We start from the raw sequence: 16,814 nt of genomic DNA, 5'->3' as shown, positions 1-16,814 counted from the left end.
TCCCCGTTCGGTCCTTTCAAGAGATCATTGCTTTCGGACTCTTGAAGCAGACCATCAGAGGATGCTTGTCATCTCAACCTATGAAAGATTCTTATATGACAACAAGGAATGACAGCATCTTATTCTTCAGCAGGCACAGAAGCCTTGGATGAAGCCGAGGATCTCATATATTGGGGCGGGTTTACGTCATCGATCAACAGGATACCGTCGTACTGGTCCCGGGCGATTAAGCTTTCCGGAATCATGCCCCAGCTATAGGCAAAACGCGGCTCGAACATCCACGAGTTGCCCGCCTCACGTTTTTGGTAACGCAGGTCAACGAAGGTATACGGCGAGCCTGCGGCCGACAGGATCGATTCAATGGAGCCCGGCTCTACCGGCAGAACGTCATGTACATTGCCCATATTATCCGCGGTTTGGCCGCTGGCCGGATACAGGCCAAGCACGTAACTGTATTTCTTCATTTCATCCGAGAGTTTCTCTCCCATTAAAGTCACCGGATATGGCGTACCCATTACCTCGGTTTGGGCTTTGCGGATGTGGTCGTTATGTCCCCACACGATGAATTTTTCCGTCGGGTAGACTTCGGTTGCCAGCCACATGAGATTGTCATGCATCGCCTGGTCCCGCCATTCCATCGATTCCAGGAACGGGACATAATCCCCGCTTTCCATGCCAAGCGTTGATTGAATGGAGAGCTCCACATATTCCCGGGCTACCCGAATCCGGTCGTTCAGGGTCCGTTCGAGCAGCATGGACAGTTTGGGGTTATCCGGGTACAGCCGTTTCAGATGAGCTTCGTTTGCCTCCGTCTTTAAGGATTCCAGAGCATCCTTGTACACTTGAATCAGCTGATGTTTCTCTTTGCGGTAAGCGTCCAGATCCGTACCAAGTGCGTAGTCAGACAGTTTCTTCTCAGCTTCCGATAGACGCTTAGCCATGGCCTGATCCTGCAGCCATTGTCCGTCCAACAGCGGATGCTGCAGCTGCATGTCAAAACCGGTCAGCACGAGCGGCTGCTTGCTCTGTTGTGCTGTTTTAATGTAGTCGAACAACGGCATAATCTCTTTGGACCACCAGACGCCGAAGATGGAATCCTTCATCGTTTGTTCCGCGCTCTGCTGTCCGGCCCTACCGTAAGCCAAAGAGCTGTTGCCAAGACCGCTCTCAAAGGCCAGAACGTTGTACCCCATCTCCTGATGCAGGAACTGGATTAAGCGGGTCTTCGCCAGATTGAACTCGCCAACCCCGTGGGAGCTCTCCCCTAGGAACACGAAACGTTTGTCATGCAGCAAGGGCTTCAGCATAGCCAGATCCTTATACTGGTTAGTGCCGTTGGCTGTGTTGGCCGGGTGAATCGTATCCAGTCGATATACATGGTCTTTGGCCCAATTCTCCCACTCGGCAATTTTTTCATCCGACGTTCGTGCCGTCTTAACCTCCGTAACCTGCCCTTGGATGGGATCGGCGGCAGAAGCATATATTTTTCCATCAGAGATGAAGGTGGTCCCTAATAGGGAGGCGGTGAGCAGGAACACGGTGAATGCTTTTCTGGCTTTATGTAATGGCATGATAGATTAGGTCACTCCTTATTATGATGATTGGTTATTAGTTCTTGCCTTGAAGCGTTGGCAACACCTCCTTAACCTGGTCGCAATTATTGTCTGGCGGCGTTAGTGAATTGAAATGCAGGCCTACCCTAGTCTTCCTCCCAGAAGAGATCGTTCAGCGTACGGGATAATGCCTTGCATATGGCAACGCACAGGCTGAGGGACGGATTATATTTCCCCAGCTCGATCAGGCCGATGGTCTGCCTGGAGACACCGACGATCTGGGCCAGTTCTTCCTGCGATAAATCCTTCTCGACGCGGGCCATCTTCAATTTGATGTTTTTCATGCTGCAGTCCCCCCATATCCCTTTCTACGAGTCGAATGGATCGTTCTCCGACATTTTCTGGCTTACCTTGTTGGCGCCGTAGTGGATCAACCAATTCACCCCGGCAAAAAGCGGGATGTAAATGATCAATGAGACGAAGAAAACGCTAAGGAAATATTTGAGCTCGGTTGCGCTGTTGTCATTGCCAAACAGAACCGCGCTGCGGATACCGAAAAAAAGAGCAAGTGCGACACCGATAACAAGTCCCCCTATCGCCATACGCGTGCTGAACGAAATTTTGCTCCGCTGGTCATGGACCTCCACTTCATCCGAGTAAATCCCCAGCGCCACGCTGCGTATCCCGAAATATAAGCTTCCTCCCAGGATGATCAGCATTTCCAGCCAGACGGGTTCCGTTCGCGACAGCACAAAAGATTTGATGATGACGGAAATGCTGCAAATGATCATGATCAAGGTATACACCTCTTTATATAACTTGTTCTTCAAATTGACGATACGCTCATCCTCAACCGAGTTTTTCTTAAACCAATTCAAGCTCATCATTCCTTCCTTCTTTTTGGTTAGAGATACGTTATTGAGATTTTCTGGATACATGCATTGTAATAGTATTTACGTCTTTTTGCAATGTATATATGTCATTTTGAATTTAATATTTGTCTTTCAAGGTGAGGAGCTGGATAAAAGAGTCTCAAACACTCATCATAGTCTATAGGAGGAATTTATTCTTGATATATTTTGCTGAACCGGACGTTTACCCCGGAGGTTTACATTCTGTGCTCGCGTGTTAGAATTGAATTAGGGCATCTCTCTTGCCCAAATTGATGACAGGAGCGTGTTTTTTCTCATGATCCATTTCATTCGTTTACGCTAATGTGAGGTACAGATCCAAGTAGGCTCGGCCCTTTTTTTGACAATTGCGGCTTGAGTTTATTTATCTGTGCCTTTTTCATTGCGTTCAATCGAATGAAAGGGTGAATTGCTGTGTCCAACAACGAAAAATTGTTAAAAAAAGCACAAAAACTTTCGATACACGAGAAGATGTTTCAATGCCCGATCTGCGGCGGTGCCATGAAGGTAGAACGCATGGCCAGCCTGGAATGCGAGAACAGGCATTGCTATGATATATCCAGGCAGGGATACGTAAACCTGGTGAACCATTCATCCAAAACCAAATATGATAAGGCTTTGTTTGAGGCCCGAAACACGATCAGCGACAGCGGCTTCTTCGGCCCCATGGTAGAAGCGGTAACGAATCGCCTGATCCAGGAACTGAAGTTCCGGGAATCCGTGAAGCCTGTAAAACTGCTTGATGCAGGCTGCGGGGAGGGCTCCCATCTATCCGCCATCGGACATAAGCTTCGGGAGCACCCTTTGGTGCCGGATGTTCTCGGCGTAGGCATGGATATTGCCAAAGAGGGCATCGTTATGGCCGCCAAGACATCCCCTGACTCTATATGGTGCGTGGCCGATTTGTCCCGGAGCCCGTTTGCCGATCAACAGTTTGATTACATCCTGAACATTCTGTCCCCGTCCAATTATTCGGAGTTCAGGCGGTTGCTTGCGAGTGGCGGATCATTGGTGAAGGTAATCCCGGACAGCCTGTATTTGCAGGAGCTTAGAACCTTGTTCTATACAGGCACAGGCAAGGAGAATTACTCCAATGACAGCACAATAGAGCTGTTCAGCCGCCATTTTGAGCAAATCGATGCCGAGCGGGTGCAGTATCGAGTCGTGCTGGATAACGATCAGATGAAACAGCTGATTCGCATGACGCCGTTATCCTGGAGCGCTTCGCCCGAGGCCATCGGACAAATGCTGGATGAAGCGATGGAGGTCACGGCAGACTTCAAAATCCTGTATGGATGGAATGAGGGATAACCATAACGGTCCTTCAGCCGAAAATGCCTCATATTTTGCTAAAGTGATCCAGTTGGGGAATAATAGGAGTAACGTTGTAAATATGAAAATAAGGTGGTTGACGATCATATGGCACTTCGAATGAATCCATATCTCGTGATGGACGGGAATGCTAAGGAAGCTATTCAATTCTATGGGAAGGCGTTGGATGCCCAGGTCGTCATGGTTCAGACCTTCGGCGAGATGCCGGCGAACCCTGATTTTCCGCTGCCGGAAAGCGCGAGAGATCGCATTTCCCACGCTTTGCTGAAGGTAGGAGAGACGGATTTGATGTTCTCCGATACGTTTCCCGGTCAACCGGTTCAATCCAGCAATCAGGTTCAGATCTGTATCATGACCGATCAGGTCGAACAGGCGAAGCGGATATATGAAGCGCTGCAGGAGGGCGGTCAGGTGGTTATGCCCCTTCAGGAGACGTTCTGGAGCCCGGCGTACGGCATCGTAGCTGACAAATTCGGCGTGAACTGGAATATCTCCACGGAAGCGGAAGCGTAGAAGCTGATCCGGCCTGTTATATCCATGAACAAAAAGCCCTGACGATTTGCCGTCAGGGCTTTTTGTTCGGTTGCAGCGCAGTCGAGTTTCCTGAATTATGCCCGAGATCCGTCCCACCACTTATAGTAGATATGGACATGCCCGGCGGGGCTTGCCACGAGCGGATCGATAACGAGTGTTTTGCCGCTGACCTTCAGCTCGATCACCTTCTTGTTCTTCTCCGCGGAGTCTATCTTCGCGAGGAAGGCGGAATCGACCTCGAAGCCATACAGCTGGAGGAGCTCGATCAGCATGCCGCGCTGCGTTTTATCGGCGGCATTGGAAAGCGCGATTCCGCTAAACTGCATAATCTGCGGCTCGAATTGAACGGACACGGCGTAATCCGTCTCACCGGTTTGCTTCGTGCTGGTCATGACGATTTTATTCGATCCGTCGTCATAAATGCGGTAGCCGCTGTACTTCGGAAATACCTTCTGGCGGATCACGAGGTACATCTCGTCCCGATATACGTCCCAAGGCGTCGGCAGCTTCGGCAGCATGGCCTCCGCGCTCGGCGCGGTAGGGCGGTCGTATAGGTTCGACATTCCGCGATCGGTCAGGTTTTTGATCAGCTGAAGCACTTCGGCGCGCGTGATAGTGCCGCTGCCTACATAGCCTTCAATCGTATTTTCCCCTTTGATCCGACCCTGCGCGTACTTTTTCCCAAGAACGTATTGAATGGCCTGATTTCCGCCGTAATTCACGCCGTCGGCGCTGGATATCAGCTCGGCCACATGGGAACGCGTTATGTATTGGCTGCGCTTGGTTTTGTCAGCGAATCCGTGTACAGGATAGTTCTTGAAGTGCAGAAAATGATAATATTTATCCGACCATAGTTCGGTCAAATAGTTCTCCTGCAGGTCCTTGCCCGTAATGCCGACAACCAGCATGCGGATGAATTCGGCCTCGGTCACATTCTGATTAGGCATGAACATTCCGTTCGCATAGCCGTTGACAATCCCCTTGTCGACGCCCCATTCGATGGTCGTTTTTGCCCAGTGGTTATCAATATCCCGAAAAGTAACCCCGGCAAAAGCGCTGCCAGCTCCTACGAACAAAGAGACAGCCAGGAGTATAGGCACACATCGTGTCCTGAACTTCAACATCTGCAATCCTCCATCTTTAATTTGCTAAAATACTACAAAATACATTGTATAGGCCTGTTTTTCGGGCGGTCAAGCATCAGAAAGCGGTTCCGAACAAAGATGGGCTGTTATAACTAGCTAACTAACTTTAGCGATACTAAGGGACTACAGGACCAAGGAAGTGCATAAATCTTCCGTTTTTGATGTGGGATATGGGAAAGGAAGGCGTGTTTTTCATGAAGCATCCAGGGAGTGAGACACGCTGCCGTGCGAAAATATCCGGAGGTTCCAGAAATGGTTATAGTCTAAAAGTTAGGGGTTCGGAGTTCCTATTGGAAGATGCCTTGCCGTTAGGTAAAATATCCCTTGTTTACTATCTACAGAAGAGAGGCGAAAATCGATGAGATTGATGCGAAAATCGTTATTAACCTTATGCAGCCTTTTGCTTGCAGTCTCGGTTTTGGTGCCGCTAACAACGGTTCATGCAGCGGATCAGAAATGGATCAATCAAGTATGGAGCGAGTATAAATCCTATAACAAGAAGACGGTAAATGCGTATAACAATTACCAAAAACAAGTAGACAAGAAATATAAGGCGTTTTATAATGCCAGCCATGCCTCCCTGGACCAGCTCGAGAAAAAAGTGCTGGAGGATCAAAAGCAATGGGACCAGAAGCTTCGAGCCGATTTGGAGCAGCTGAAGCTGAAGTATGAGGGAAACCGCGACGTAAAGGATAAGCTGACACAATATGAACGGTTCATCAATCCAAGCTATTTAAACGGTCCGATGTGGAAGTATGCGAATGCCGCTAACCGCAATTATTTGAACAGTACCCTATGGAAACTAAGCAAAGAAATGAACGAGGATTATTTGAACAGCTGGATGTGGACATACAAGAAGACGATCACCCCGAGCTATTTGAACAGTTCCGCATGGAAATTCAGCAAAACGGTCAGTGAAAGCTATTTGAACAGCCCGATGTGGAAGCTCCGTAACGGATCCAGTACGTCATACCTGAACAGCCCGATGTGGAAGTACAAACAAGGGAAAATCAGCAAAGCAACGGCTAAGAGCCAATACGGCAAGCTGTTTAAGGAACAGACAACCGCGATCTCCAAAGGCAATGCTGCAAGAAAATCCGAAATAACGAAAATGGCAAGCGGTACGCAGAAGAAGATAGACGAGCTATATAAGGAAACGGTGGTTATACTTGAGGCACGTCGCGAGGAGGCGTTGAAGAGCATCTCCGACCTGCGGATCGAAATTGCCGGAGAAGGCTTGCAATGGGAAGCGCTGCTCGTGGAGAAACCGTAATTATCTATATTTTTAAGCCTACAAGAGAAGAGCTGCCCCAGTGGTCCGAACATGACCATAGGGGCAGCTTTTGTTTTTGTAAAAATGAAAACAAGAAAATGCAGGATATTCTTTGACTTTAACGATTATTTCACATAATATTATGTCAGTAACCTAACAAAAACTAACATAAATAACACGGAAGCTGAACGAAAAATTCGCACTTAAGTAGGTTGATAACGATGAAAACGAAAGTGACGATTCAGGAAATCGCCGATTTCACAGGCGTGTCTAAATTCGCGGTATCCCGGGCCTTGTCGGGGAAATCCGGTGTCAGCCCGCAGACCAGGGACATGATCCTGAAGGCCGCAGGACAGCTTGGGTATTTCAAGGATCAGCCAGGCCAAGCGGCAGGAAGAAACCAGCAGCTCCAGGAGCCGGAGAACCGAAAATGGGCGGGGGCGGTACTGGTCCTGTTCCCGAATGTCCGATATCAGAATCGCGAATCGCTCTATTGGGGGCCGGTTTTTGACGGAATATCGACCCGTCTTAATCAGAAAGGGCTTGACATCCTGACGCTGACGGAGCCTTCGAATGACCACATGTTCTCCCTCCTGAATCCCCAGGGCATTCTCGGGATCGTAACGGTGGGAGCCGTGTCCACGCAAAATTTAATGGATATCAAGAAGCTGAACATTCCCGTGGTCATGGTAGACCACATGGACCCGGCGTTCCAATCGGACACGGTGTTCACCGACAATATGCACAGCATGAAACAAATCATGACCAAACTGATCAGCAAAGGATATAAAAAATATCAGTTCATCGGCAACATTGAAGATGCCCAGAGCTTTTACGAGCGCTGGATCGGTTTCTCGTCCGCGCTGGCCGATTACAAAATTGAGCACCGGCAGCTGCCTTCTCTAATCAGCCCGGAGATTGAGAACATACACGAAACGTTAGGGAAGGCTCTTGCCGGAAACGAGCTTCCGGAAGTGTTCGTTTGCGCTAATGATATCACCGCTATGTTTGCCATGGAGGCGCTCGGGAATCAGGGCATCGACGTACCGGGTCACGTACAGGTGACCGGGTTCGATAATACGTACGACAGCCTGCCGATCATGGCAACGGTGAACATCGATAAGGAATTGCTGGGGATGCGTGCCGTCGATCAATTGCTCTGGCGGATCGTGAACCCGGATTCCAATTATGAGCGCCTCCTTATTCAAGCCGATGTCATTATTAGGGAATCGAATAACGCTGCGCGGGATACGGACGAACCATAACGCTGTGTATGTAATGTTAAGTTAGCCTCGATGTCTTAAAGACATCGAGGCTTTTTGTATTCATAACAAACAAATAACAAACAAATAACAAACATACGAACTTTATTAAAGTCGATTGAGATGGAATAACAGTTATTTAAGTTGATATATAGGGATTTATATCGAATGATGCCGATTTTTGCTGAAGTTAAATGTAAACGCTGTTGCTAATTATTTAGGTCATTTACAAAATAATATTTAGGTTTGTTGTTATTATTATCATAAAATATATTGACGTGATCACGATCCTGGTGTTATATTTTTTGGCAAACAGGGATAACGGATTGGGGGCGGGGGAACAACAGGATGGCCGGGAATGAAGCATCGACATCATCTTGGGGGTACTTGCATGACGTTAACAGGGCGTTAAACAAATAGGGGAGGTTTTTAGCGTGAGAAAAATGAAAGGGCTTTCTTTATTGCTTATCTGTTTGTTGTTTTTGATTACCGCCTGCAGCGGCGGAGGGGCCAAGCAGGCGGAGGCGCCGCCGGCAACCCCGGCTCCCAGCACGGAAACCGCGGCAGAGACTCCTAAAGAAGAACCCGCCGAACCTGAAGCAGAACCTGTTGATCTGGGTGGCCGCGTGATTAAGGTAGCCGCTTGGTGGGACCTGAAGCCGGCAGGCACAACGGCCGGAGAGAAGGCACGCCTGGAGAAGATCGCCGAAATCGAGAAGAAATACAATTGCAAAATTGAATTCGTCAACGTTCCCTTTGAGGAGTACATGAATAAATTCACGACAAGCGTGCTGGCAGGCGAGCCCTTCGCCGATATCGTGCAGTTGGAGTACAAGTCGGCGTTGCCGGCGATTATGAAGGGACAGATCCTGCCGATCAGCGAATTTACCACGGACAAGAACAACATCAATAACGAAGCGGATCTGCAGACGAAATATCCATCCATAGGCGGAGGGGAATACGGCTTCGATAATCCGACCTCCATCGGGCTCGGACTTCATTACAACCGTGATCTGTTTAAGAAGAACGGGCTTCCGGATCTTCAGGAGCTGTATGCCAAGGGAGAATGGAACTGGGATACATTCATGGAGCTTGCCAAACAGGCAACCAAAGATACGAATAACGACGGGAAAACGGACGTATGGGGCTTCTCCGGCTGGGCCATTGATGCGGTAAAGCATTTCACCGCAGCTAACGGGGGCAAAATCGTAGACGATTCCAACGGCAAAGAAGGCTTGTCCGATCCGAAGACATTGGAAGCAGCCGAGTTCGTGAACCGCCTTTACAACGTGGAGAAGGTTGTGAAAGTCAAGAGCGGCAACAAAACGAATTGGGAAGAAACCAACACCTTTAAAGACGGCGACGTGGCCATGTTTACGGCGGCGGAATGGATGCTGGGCGACATTACGTTCGAGGTTGGCGTGGTGCCGATTCCTGCGGGCCCGCAAGGATCGGCAGAAACAACGTATGCCAATACCGCCGCGTCCGCGAAGTTCATTGCCAAAGGCGTGAAAGATCCGGCCATCGTCTACCAAATTTACGAAGAGACGTTCGATATACCGCCGACCGAGGAATACCCGGGACAGGATTACCTGGAGAGCATCTATACCAATCAGGAAGACATCGACATGATTCGCGAGCATATTGCCGGAACCGGCGTCATCACGGTCGATGAAGCCTACACGGATTACCCTACGGGCGCTTTCATTGAGGACATTATCGTGAACAATCAATCGGTAACCGCTACGGCCGAGAAATATAAACAACAGGCCCAGGCTGCTGTCGATAAAATGGGCAAATAAGATGGACGGGGGCGTCAAAGCTTAAAGCCTCGCCCCCTTCTCCTGAACAGGGGGATGAACATTGACACTTCAAACGCAGCTAAAAAAATGGATGACCCGGCTATTGGTTCTTGCGGCAATCTTGGCCGCTTTGACGGTGTTCTTTAATAGAGGGGGGAATGAGTCCGGAGCCGGGGGGAGGCCGGGACACGGCGGGACAGAGCTTACATTGGAACGTCCTGCATCGCTGGTCAATCTCAGCACGCATCCGGGGAAAAGCATTTCCTATGCCCAATATTTGTCGGATCATGACGGAAAAAGTCGACCTGATCATGAGATCACGATTCCTGCGGCGGATTACAGCCGTGCCGAGGGTGGGGAATTCCGCAGGCTGGAAGCCTATGAGGGTCATCCCGGAACCTCGTTGTTTACGGGGGAGAAGGGTGAGGTTGAATGGAAGGTCCATGTAGAGGAGGAGGGATTGTATAATCTGTCCCTGCTCTATTATCCGGTGGAAGGAAAGAGTTCCTCCATTGAGCGTTCCATCCGCATCGACGGGGAGGTCCCATTTCAAGAGGCCGCTTATTTGCAATTCGACCGCATATGGGATAACGCCAAGGACGGCATCGATCAGGATAACCAGGGCAATGACCTGAGGCCGAAGCAAATCGAACGCCCCGCTTGGACCACGACGGTGCTGAAGGATGCGGATGGTTACATCACGGAGCCGCTTCTTTTTTACTTTGGGGAGGGGGAGCATACGGTATCTTTAACGGCCGGGCGGGAACCGATGGTTATCGGGGAACTCAAGCTGTTCCAGCAGGAGAGTCCGCCGACGTATGCCGAGCTGTACCAGCAGTATGAGGCTGAAGGGATTCGAAGAACCGAAGGCGCCTTGCTGGCGATTCAGGGAGAAGACGCAGTCGCCAAATCCTCCCCGACCCTGTATCCGCTAAGCGAGCGTTCGAGTCCGAGCGTCAGCCCTTACAGTGCGTCGAAAGTCCGAATCAACACCATCGGCGGCTACAACTGGCGGCTGCCCGGACAGTGGATCGAATGGGAACTGGACGTCCCGGAGAGCGGGCTCTATACGATAGCGTTCAAATCGCAGCAAAATTTTGTGAGGGGCATGTACTCGACGCGAAAGCTGACGATCGACGGGAAGGTTCCGTTTGAAGAAATGAACGACGTCGCTTTCCGCTTCAAGAACGGATATCGCATGGACGTGCTTGGGGGCGATGAACCTTATCTGTTCCGGTTGGAGCAAGGTAAGCATTTGTTACGCCTCGAGGCGAGCCTGGGTGAATTCGCTCTCCTCATTCATGAGGTGGAGGACAGCCTGCTTAACCTGAATGCCATGTACCGCAAAATATTGATGATCACCGGCACGAATCCGGATGAATTCAGGGATTACCGCGTACAGCAGCGGATACCGGAACTGCTGGAAGCCTTCCGGTACGAAAGCGGCAGACTGAAAGCGGTCGCGGCCAGATTGGTTGAGCTGTCGGGTCAATCCGGCGACCAGGAGGCGCTGCTGAAGACCATGGCACTTCAGCTGGATGAGATGATCGAGAAGCCGGATACGATTCCGCGCAGGTTGGAGGCCTACAAAACGAATACCGGCGGACTCGGAACATGGCTGCAGCAGGCAAGGGAGCAGCCGCTGGAGATCGACGCCCTCTATGTTGCATCAGCCGATGCCAAGCTGCCGAAGAGCGGAATGGGGGCGGCCGATAAGGTGAAGCATGAGGCGTCGACGTTCTTCAGCTCCTTCTTCATCGATTACAACAATATCGGTAACGTCACGGATAAGAAGAACCAGCGTTCGATCACCGTATGGATCGGCAGCGGCCGTGATCAGGCCAATACCATCAAGGCGATGATCGACGAGACCTTTACGCCGGAGACCGGCATCAACGTGAATCTGAAGCTGGTGAACATGGGGACGCTGCTCCCCGCCACTTTGTCGGGACAGGGACCGGAGGTGGCGATGCAGATCGGCAATGACCTCCCGGTGAACTTTGCCATGCGAAATGCCGCAGCGGACCTGACGCAATTCCCTGACTTCGAATCGGTGGCGGCCAGATTCCGGGACAGCGCCTTGGTGCCATACCGATACCGCAGCGGCGTATATGCGCTGCCGGAGACGCAAACCTTCAACATGATGTTCTACCGGAAGGACGTGATGGAGGAGTTGAGTCTTGAAGTTCCGAAGACTTGGGACGATGTGGCCAGCCTGCTTGCCGTATTGAACAAAAATCATATGCAATTCGGTCTTCCCGTCGTGGCGCAGGCACCGGATCAGTGGACCACGCTGCCGCCGAATTCGATGTATGCGGCGCTCCTGATGCAATCCGGCGGACAATTCTACCGCAACAACGGCCGGGAGTCGGATCTGGATTCCAAGAGCGGGCTGGAAGCATTTAAACAATGGACGGAGTATTACACCGACTACAAGCTGGAGCGGGAATACGATTTTGCGAACCGGTTCCGTACCGGACAGATGCCGATCGGCATTTCCGATTACACCACCTATAACCAGCTGTCGGTGTTCGCGCCGGAAATCCGCGGCGTATGGGGGTTCGCCCCCGTTCCGGGAACCGTTCAGGCGGACGGCACGATTGACCGCACCGTACCGAGCGGCGGCAGCGCCGTGCTGATGCTGGACGATGCGAAGGACAAGGATGCGGCCTGGGAATTCTTGAAATGGTGGACCAGCGATGCGACGCAGACGAATTTCGGCCGCGAAATGGAAGGGCTGATGGGCGCGGCGGCCCGCTATCCGACCGCCAACATCAAGGCGCTGGACAGTCTGCCGTGGCCGGTAGCCGACTACGAGAATTTGAAATCCCAATTTGAATGGGTTCAGGGAATACCCGAGGTGCCGGGCGGTTATTCGACGGGCAGGCATTTGTTCAATGCCTTCTATCGTGCGGTCATCAGCGGCATCGAGCCGCGGGAGGCCTTGATGGATTCGGTGCAGTATATTCACGACGAAATCCGAACCAAGCAAGCAGAGTTTGGCGAGCTGCAGGAATAGGGGGGGTCCAAATTGTTTAATGCCAGCCTTCAGGATCCTGAGGTTACGATGTCAGCCGCAATCCGCCCCGTCAAGCCGCAATCCTGGTGGAAGCGGAAGCTGGCGGAGATGAAGGCCAGCAAGCATTCCTATATTTTGCTTGCGCCTTATATGATCCTGTTCACGCTGTTTACCGTTTTTCCGGTCGTCATTTCGATGATTCTCAGCTTTACGTACTTCAATATGCTGGAGTTTCCGCGGTTTGTCGGCTGGGATAATTATACGCGCCTGTTCCTGGAGGACGATATCTTCCTGGTCGCGCTGAAGAACACGCTGCTCTTTGCCGCCATAACAGGACCCATCAGTTATTTGGCGTGCTTCCTGTTTGCCTGGGTCATCAATGAGCTGGGTCCGCGGCTGCGGGCGTTCATGACCCTGATCTTCTATGCGCCTTCGATCTCGGGGAACATTTACTTCATCTGGCTGATGATCTTCTCGGGCGACCGCTACGGCATAGCGAACGGCATGCTGATTAAGCTGGGCATCATATTGGAGCCGATCCAATGGCTGAAAACCGAAGCGATGATCATGCCGATTATCATTTTGGTCCAGCTGTGGCTCAGCCTAGGAACCGGCTTCCTGGCTTTCATCGCCGGACTTCAAACCGTGGATAAAACGCTCTACGAAGCGGGTGCCGTGGACGGGGTCCGCAACCGCTGGCAGGAGCTGTGGTTCATAACGCTGCCTTCGATGCGGCCGCAGCTTATGTTCGGCGCGGTCATCCAGCTTACGACATCGTTTGCCGTGGCCGACGTATCGATTGCGCTGGCCGGTTTCCCGAGCGTGAACTACGCGGCGGAAACCATCGTCACGCATCTCATCGATTTCGGCACGACGCGCTTCGAGATGGGTTTTGCGTCGGCGATTGCGACCGTGCTGTTCATTCTGATGGTGGGAACCAACCTGATCGTCCAAAAATTGCTGCGCAAGGTAGGTGAGTAGACGCGTGAGGGTTACATACGAACTTCCGAAAAAACGGGACGGCCGCCTGCTGAACGTCAGGCTTAAAGCTCGCAGCAAACGGGTAAACCGCTCGTTCATGGGGACCTTCTCCCTGTTTGCGCTGCTGGCGGTGTTCGGCGCTTTCATGGCGCTGCCCCTGGTGTACGCCATCAACAACGCGTTCAAACCGCTGGACGAAATTTTTCTGTTCCCGCCGATGCTGTTTGTCCGCAATCCGACATGGAATAACTTTTCCGATTTGATCAATCTGCTCGGCCAGTCCTGGGTACCGTTCTCGCGGTATATCTTCAATACGGTTTTCATAACCGGGGTCGGCATTGTCGGTCATGTGGTCTTTGCATCCGCGGCGGCTTATCCGCTGGCCAAACACAAGTTTCCGGGCAAGGTATTCCTCTTCCAGGTCGTCGTGCTATCGCTGATGTTCACGCCGGTCGTTACGGCAACGCCGAATTATATGATCCTGTCGTGGCTGGGGCTCATCGACACCTATTGGGCTGTCATTATACCGGCTTTCGGCTATTCGCTAGGGTTATATCTGATGAAGCAGTTCATGGAACAGATACCGGATGCCCTGCTGGAAGCGGCCAAAATCGACGGAGCGAGCGAATACCGGATCTTCTGGTCCATCGTGATGCCGAACGTGAAGCCGGCGTGGCTCACGCTGATCATATTGCTGTTCCAGATCCTGTGGGGAACCGACGGCAACGGCTTTATTTACAGCGAACAGCTTAAGACCCTGCATTATGCATCCAATCAGATCATTCTGGGCGGTATTTCCCGGGCCGGCGCAGGCGCCGCAGTGGCAGTCATCCTGATGAGTGTGCCGATTGTGCTCTTTCTGTTCTCGCAGAGCCGAATCATCGAGACGATGGCGACCTCCGGGATGAAGGATTAGGGAGGGGGATCAGATGTCAGCGAAAAAATGGTTGCTAACTCTCGCGGCGGCCTCCCTGACGCTTACCGGCCTGATGCCGGGGAGCGTCTCCGCCAGTGCTCCATACGAGAGCTATATCTACAATTATTGGGAGGAAACGGTTGCCGTGCCTGCCGCTTATTTGCCGGAACGCGCCATTACGGGGAAGGAGCTGGGCATTGGAGATTTTTTGGATCCGAGCGATATGCATGTGTCGGAAGCCGGAAACATCTACGTGCTGGACAGCGGCAACAAACGGATCATCGTCCTGGACGATACGTGGAACGTGATCCGGGTGATTGATTCTTTCATGAACGAAGGGAAAGAGGACGGTTTTGCAAATCCTGCCGGCATCTTCATCGACGGGGATGAGCAAATCTATGTTGCGGATACGGACCATCAACGGGTTGTCGTGTTGACGGCGGAAGGGTCGCTTGTCCGTATCATGGAGCAGCCGGAGTCGGATGTGCTGCCTCAAGGCTTTCAATTCATTCCCCTGAAAGTAGCGGTGGATGAAGCCAAACGGGTATTCGTCGTAGCCCGCGGCGTTTACGAAGGCATTATGCAGTTCGAGGAGGACGGTACCTTTCTCGGCTACGTCGGAACGATTAAAGTAAAGCGCGATTATGGCGATTATTTCTGGAGATTGGTATCGACGAGGGCGCAGAAAGCCCAGATGAGACTGTTCATCCCGACCGAGTTCTCCAATTTGGATATGGACGGGAAGGGGTTCGTCTATGCCACGAATATTGACGTCGGATCCAGGGAACCGATGAAACGCCTCAACCCGTCGGGAGAGGATGTGCTAAAGCGCTTCGGCTACTTTCCGGTTGCAGGAGATATGTATTATCGAAGAACGGTGGGGCCATCCAAGTTCGTTGATATTAAGGTGCTCGGCGACGGGATGTACAGCGCGCTGGACTCTACCCAAGGACGCGTTTTCACATACGACGAGACCGGCAATCTGCTGTTCGTATACGGCGGCATCGGGAATCAGCTGGGCCTATTTAAGACGCCGGCGGCGATTGAACGGCTCGGAGGCCGTCAGCTTGTGCTGGACCGGGGAAAGGCAAGCATCGTCATGTTCGAGCCGACCGAGTTCGGGAAGCAGGTTAACCTTGCCGTCCGCCACCATTACCGGGGAGAAGACGCGGAGGCGGAAAGGTATTGGGAACGGGTTCTTCAGCTCAATGCGAACTATGACATCGCTTATATCGGCATCGGGAAAGCGAAGCTCATGAAGGGGGAGAACAGGGAAGCCCTTAAGTATTTTGAGCTGGGCATGGACCGCAAGAATTATTCCGTGGCGTATAAACGATATCGCAGGGAGGTCATGAAGGAGCATTTTGGCACCTTTTTATCGGCAGGGACCGGAAGCCTGCTGCTCTACGCGGTCTATAGAACGGTAAGATACCGAAAGCAGAGGAGGGAAGGAAAGCATGAAGCAGGACTATCTTAAATTCCCCCTTCATTTGATCGTTCACCCCTTCGACGGATATTGGGACCTGAAGTACGAAAACCGGGGACGGCTCGGGGTCGCTTATCTGGTATTGGCGCTCGTGGTCATTGCCACGATTCTGCAGCGGCAGTATGCGGGATTTCTGGTCAACTACAATGATCCGCGGACGCTGAGCAGCATCGACGAACTGATATTTAACGTCCTCCCGTTCTTCCTGTGGTGCGTCTCCAACTGGTCGGTCACCACGCTCATGGGCGGTGAAGGGAGGTTTAATGAGATCGTGATGGCCAGCGCATATGCCCTCATTCCGATGGTTCTGATCTATCCGCCCATAACGCTGGCGAGCCGTTTTATGGTCCAGGAAGAGACCGTGTTCTATTATCTGCTCACATTGGTAGCGGCGATCTGGTTTATCGGGCTGCTCTTTGTCGGTACGATGACGGTCCACCAATACTCGGCCGGCAAAACGGTCGTCACGATGTTTCTGAGCCTGATCGTCATGGGCATTATCGTATTTCTGGGCACGCTCGTCCTGAGCATGCTGCAGCAGCTTTACACGTTCGTTGTCAACGTTTACCGAGAGATCATTTTCAGGCAATAAGGAGGCCG

Annotated in this window: 14 protein-coding genes; 10 read left to right on the top strand and 4 right to left on the bottom strand. The window is 51.6% G+C overall.

The annotated features are described in order from the left end of the window. Positions 1-119: 119 nt before the first annotated feature. From BMX45_RS17090 to BMX45_RS17080, 3 genes are all read right to left on the bottom strand, one after another. A complete protein-coding gene (locus BMX45_RS17090) occupies positions 120-1,571 on the bottom strand; it encodes an erythromycin esterase family protein (protein ID WP_090910716.1) in 1,452 nt (483 codons plus the stop codon). Between the two features lie 128 nt (positions 1,572-1,699). Then, on the bottom strand, positions 1,700-1,897 hold the full coding sequence (locus tag BMX45_RS17085; RefSeq protein ID WP_009594955.1) for a helix-turn-helix transcriptional regulator: 198 nt from the start codon (positions 1,895-1,897) through the stop codon (positions 1,700-1,702). A gap of 24 nt (positions 1,898-1,921) precedes the next feature. Further along, positions 1,922-2,437, bottom strand: coding sequence for a DUF6773 family protein (locus BMX45_RS17080; RefSeq protein WP_090910715.1), 516 nt, complete (start codon positions 2,435-2,437; stop codon positions 1,922-1,924). Between the two features lie 498 nt (positions 2,438-2,935). Between BMX45_RS17080 and BMX45_RS17075 the strand changes: the two genes are divergently transcribed. Together BMX45_RS17075 and BMX45_RS17070 are read left to right on the top strand one after the other, a co-directional pair. Beyond that, positions 2,936-3,775 (top strand): putative RNA methyltransferase, encoded by an 840-nt coding sequence (locus BMX45_RS17075; RefSeq protein ID WP_368087169.1) that lies wholly within the window; start codon positions 2,936-2,938, stop codon positions 3,773-3,775. 108 nt (positions 3,776-3,883) lie between these two features. Next, positions 3,884-4,309 (top strand): VOC family protein, encoded by a 426-nt coding sequence (locus BMX45_RS17070; protein WP_090910713.1) that lies wholly within the window; start codon positions 3,884-3,886, stop codon positions 4,307-4,309. 95 nt (positions 4,310-4,404) lie between these two features. Here BMX45_RS17070 and BMX45_RS17065 read toward each other — a convergent pair whose 3' ends face one another. After that, positions 4,405-5,454 (bottom strand): S-layer homology domain-containing protein, encoded by a 1,050-nt coding sequence (locus tag BMX45_RS17065; RefSeq protein ID WP_090910712.1) that lies wholly within the window; start codon positions 5,452-5,454, stop codon positions 4,405-4,407. 379 nt (positions 5,455-5,833) lie between these two features. Here BMX45_RS17065 and BMX45_RS17060 point away from each other — a divergent pair, with 379 nt between their 5' ends. The 8 genes from BMX45_RS17060 (at position 5,834) to BMX45_RS17025 (ending at position 16,806) form a co-directional block, all read left to right on the top strand. Continuing rightward, complete coding sequence (locus tag BMX45_RS17060) at positions 5,834-6,748, top strand: hypothetical protein (RefSeq protein WP_090910711.1); 915 nt, start codon at positions 5,834-5,836, stop codon at positions 6,746-6,748. Between the two features lie 221 nt (positions 6,749-6,969). After that, positions 6,970-8,013, top strand: a complete 1,044-nt coding sequence (locus BMX45_RS17055; protein ID WP_090910710.1) for a LacI family DNA-binding transcriptional regulator — start codon at positions 6,970-6,972, stop codon at positions 8,011-8,013. A 431-nt stretch (positions 8,014-8,444) separates the two neighbouring features. After that, positions 8,445-9,812, top strand: a complete 1,368-nt coding sequence (locus BMX45_RS17050; RefSeq protein WP_090910709.1) for an ABC transporter substrate-binding protein — start codon at positions 8,445-8,447, stop codon at positions 9,810-9,812. 61 nt (positions 9,813-9,873) lie between these two features. Continuing rightward, a complete protein-coding gene (locus BMX45_RS17045) occupies positions 9,874-12,831 on the top strand; it encodes an extracellular solute-binding protein (RefSeq protein WP_090910708.1) in 2,958 nt (985 codons plus the stop codon). Positions 12,832-12,843: 12 nt separating this feature from the next. Continuing rightward, positions 12,844-13,812 (top strand): carbohydrate ABC transporter permease, encoded by a 969-nt coding sequence (locus tag BMX45_RS17040; RefSeq protein ID WP_090910707.1) that lies wholly within the window; start codon positions 12,844-12,846, stop codon positions 13,810-13,812. A gap of 4 nt (positions 13,813-13,816) precedes the next feature. Further along, positions 13,817-14,728 (top strand): carbohydrate ABC transporter permease, encoded by a 912-nt coding sequence (locus BMX45_RS17035; protein ID WP_090910706.1) that lies wholly within the window; start codon positions 13,817-13,819, stop codon positions 14,726-14,728. Positions 14,729-14,741: 13 nt separating this feature from the next. Continuing rightward, on the top strand, positions 14,742-16,205 hold the full coding sequence (locus BMX45_RS17030; RefSeq protein WP_090910705.1) for a gluconolactonase: 1,464 nt from the start codon (positions 14,742-14,744) through the stop codon (positions 16,203-16,205). Next, a complete protein-coding gene (locus BMX45_RS17025) occupies positions 16,186-16,806 on the top strand; it encodes a Yip1 family protein (protein WP_090910704.1) in 621 nt (206 codons plus the stop codon). The genes BMX45_RS17030 and BMX45_RS17025 overlap by 20 nt, the downstream gene beginning before the upstream one ends. The last annotated feature ends 8 nt before the right edge of the window (positions 16,807-16,814 follow it).

It is taken from the genome of Paenibacillus sp. cl141a, assembly GCF_900109305.1.
Taxonomy (GTDB): Bacteria; Bacillota; Bacilli; order Paenibacillales; family Paenibacillaceae; genus Paenibacillus_AQ; species Paenibacillus_AQ lautus_A.
The sequence above is the reverse complement of the archived record's forward strand: the minus strand, read 5'-3'. Positions and strand labels throughout refer to the sequence as shown.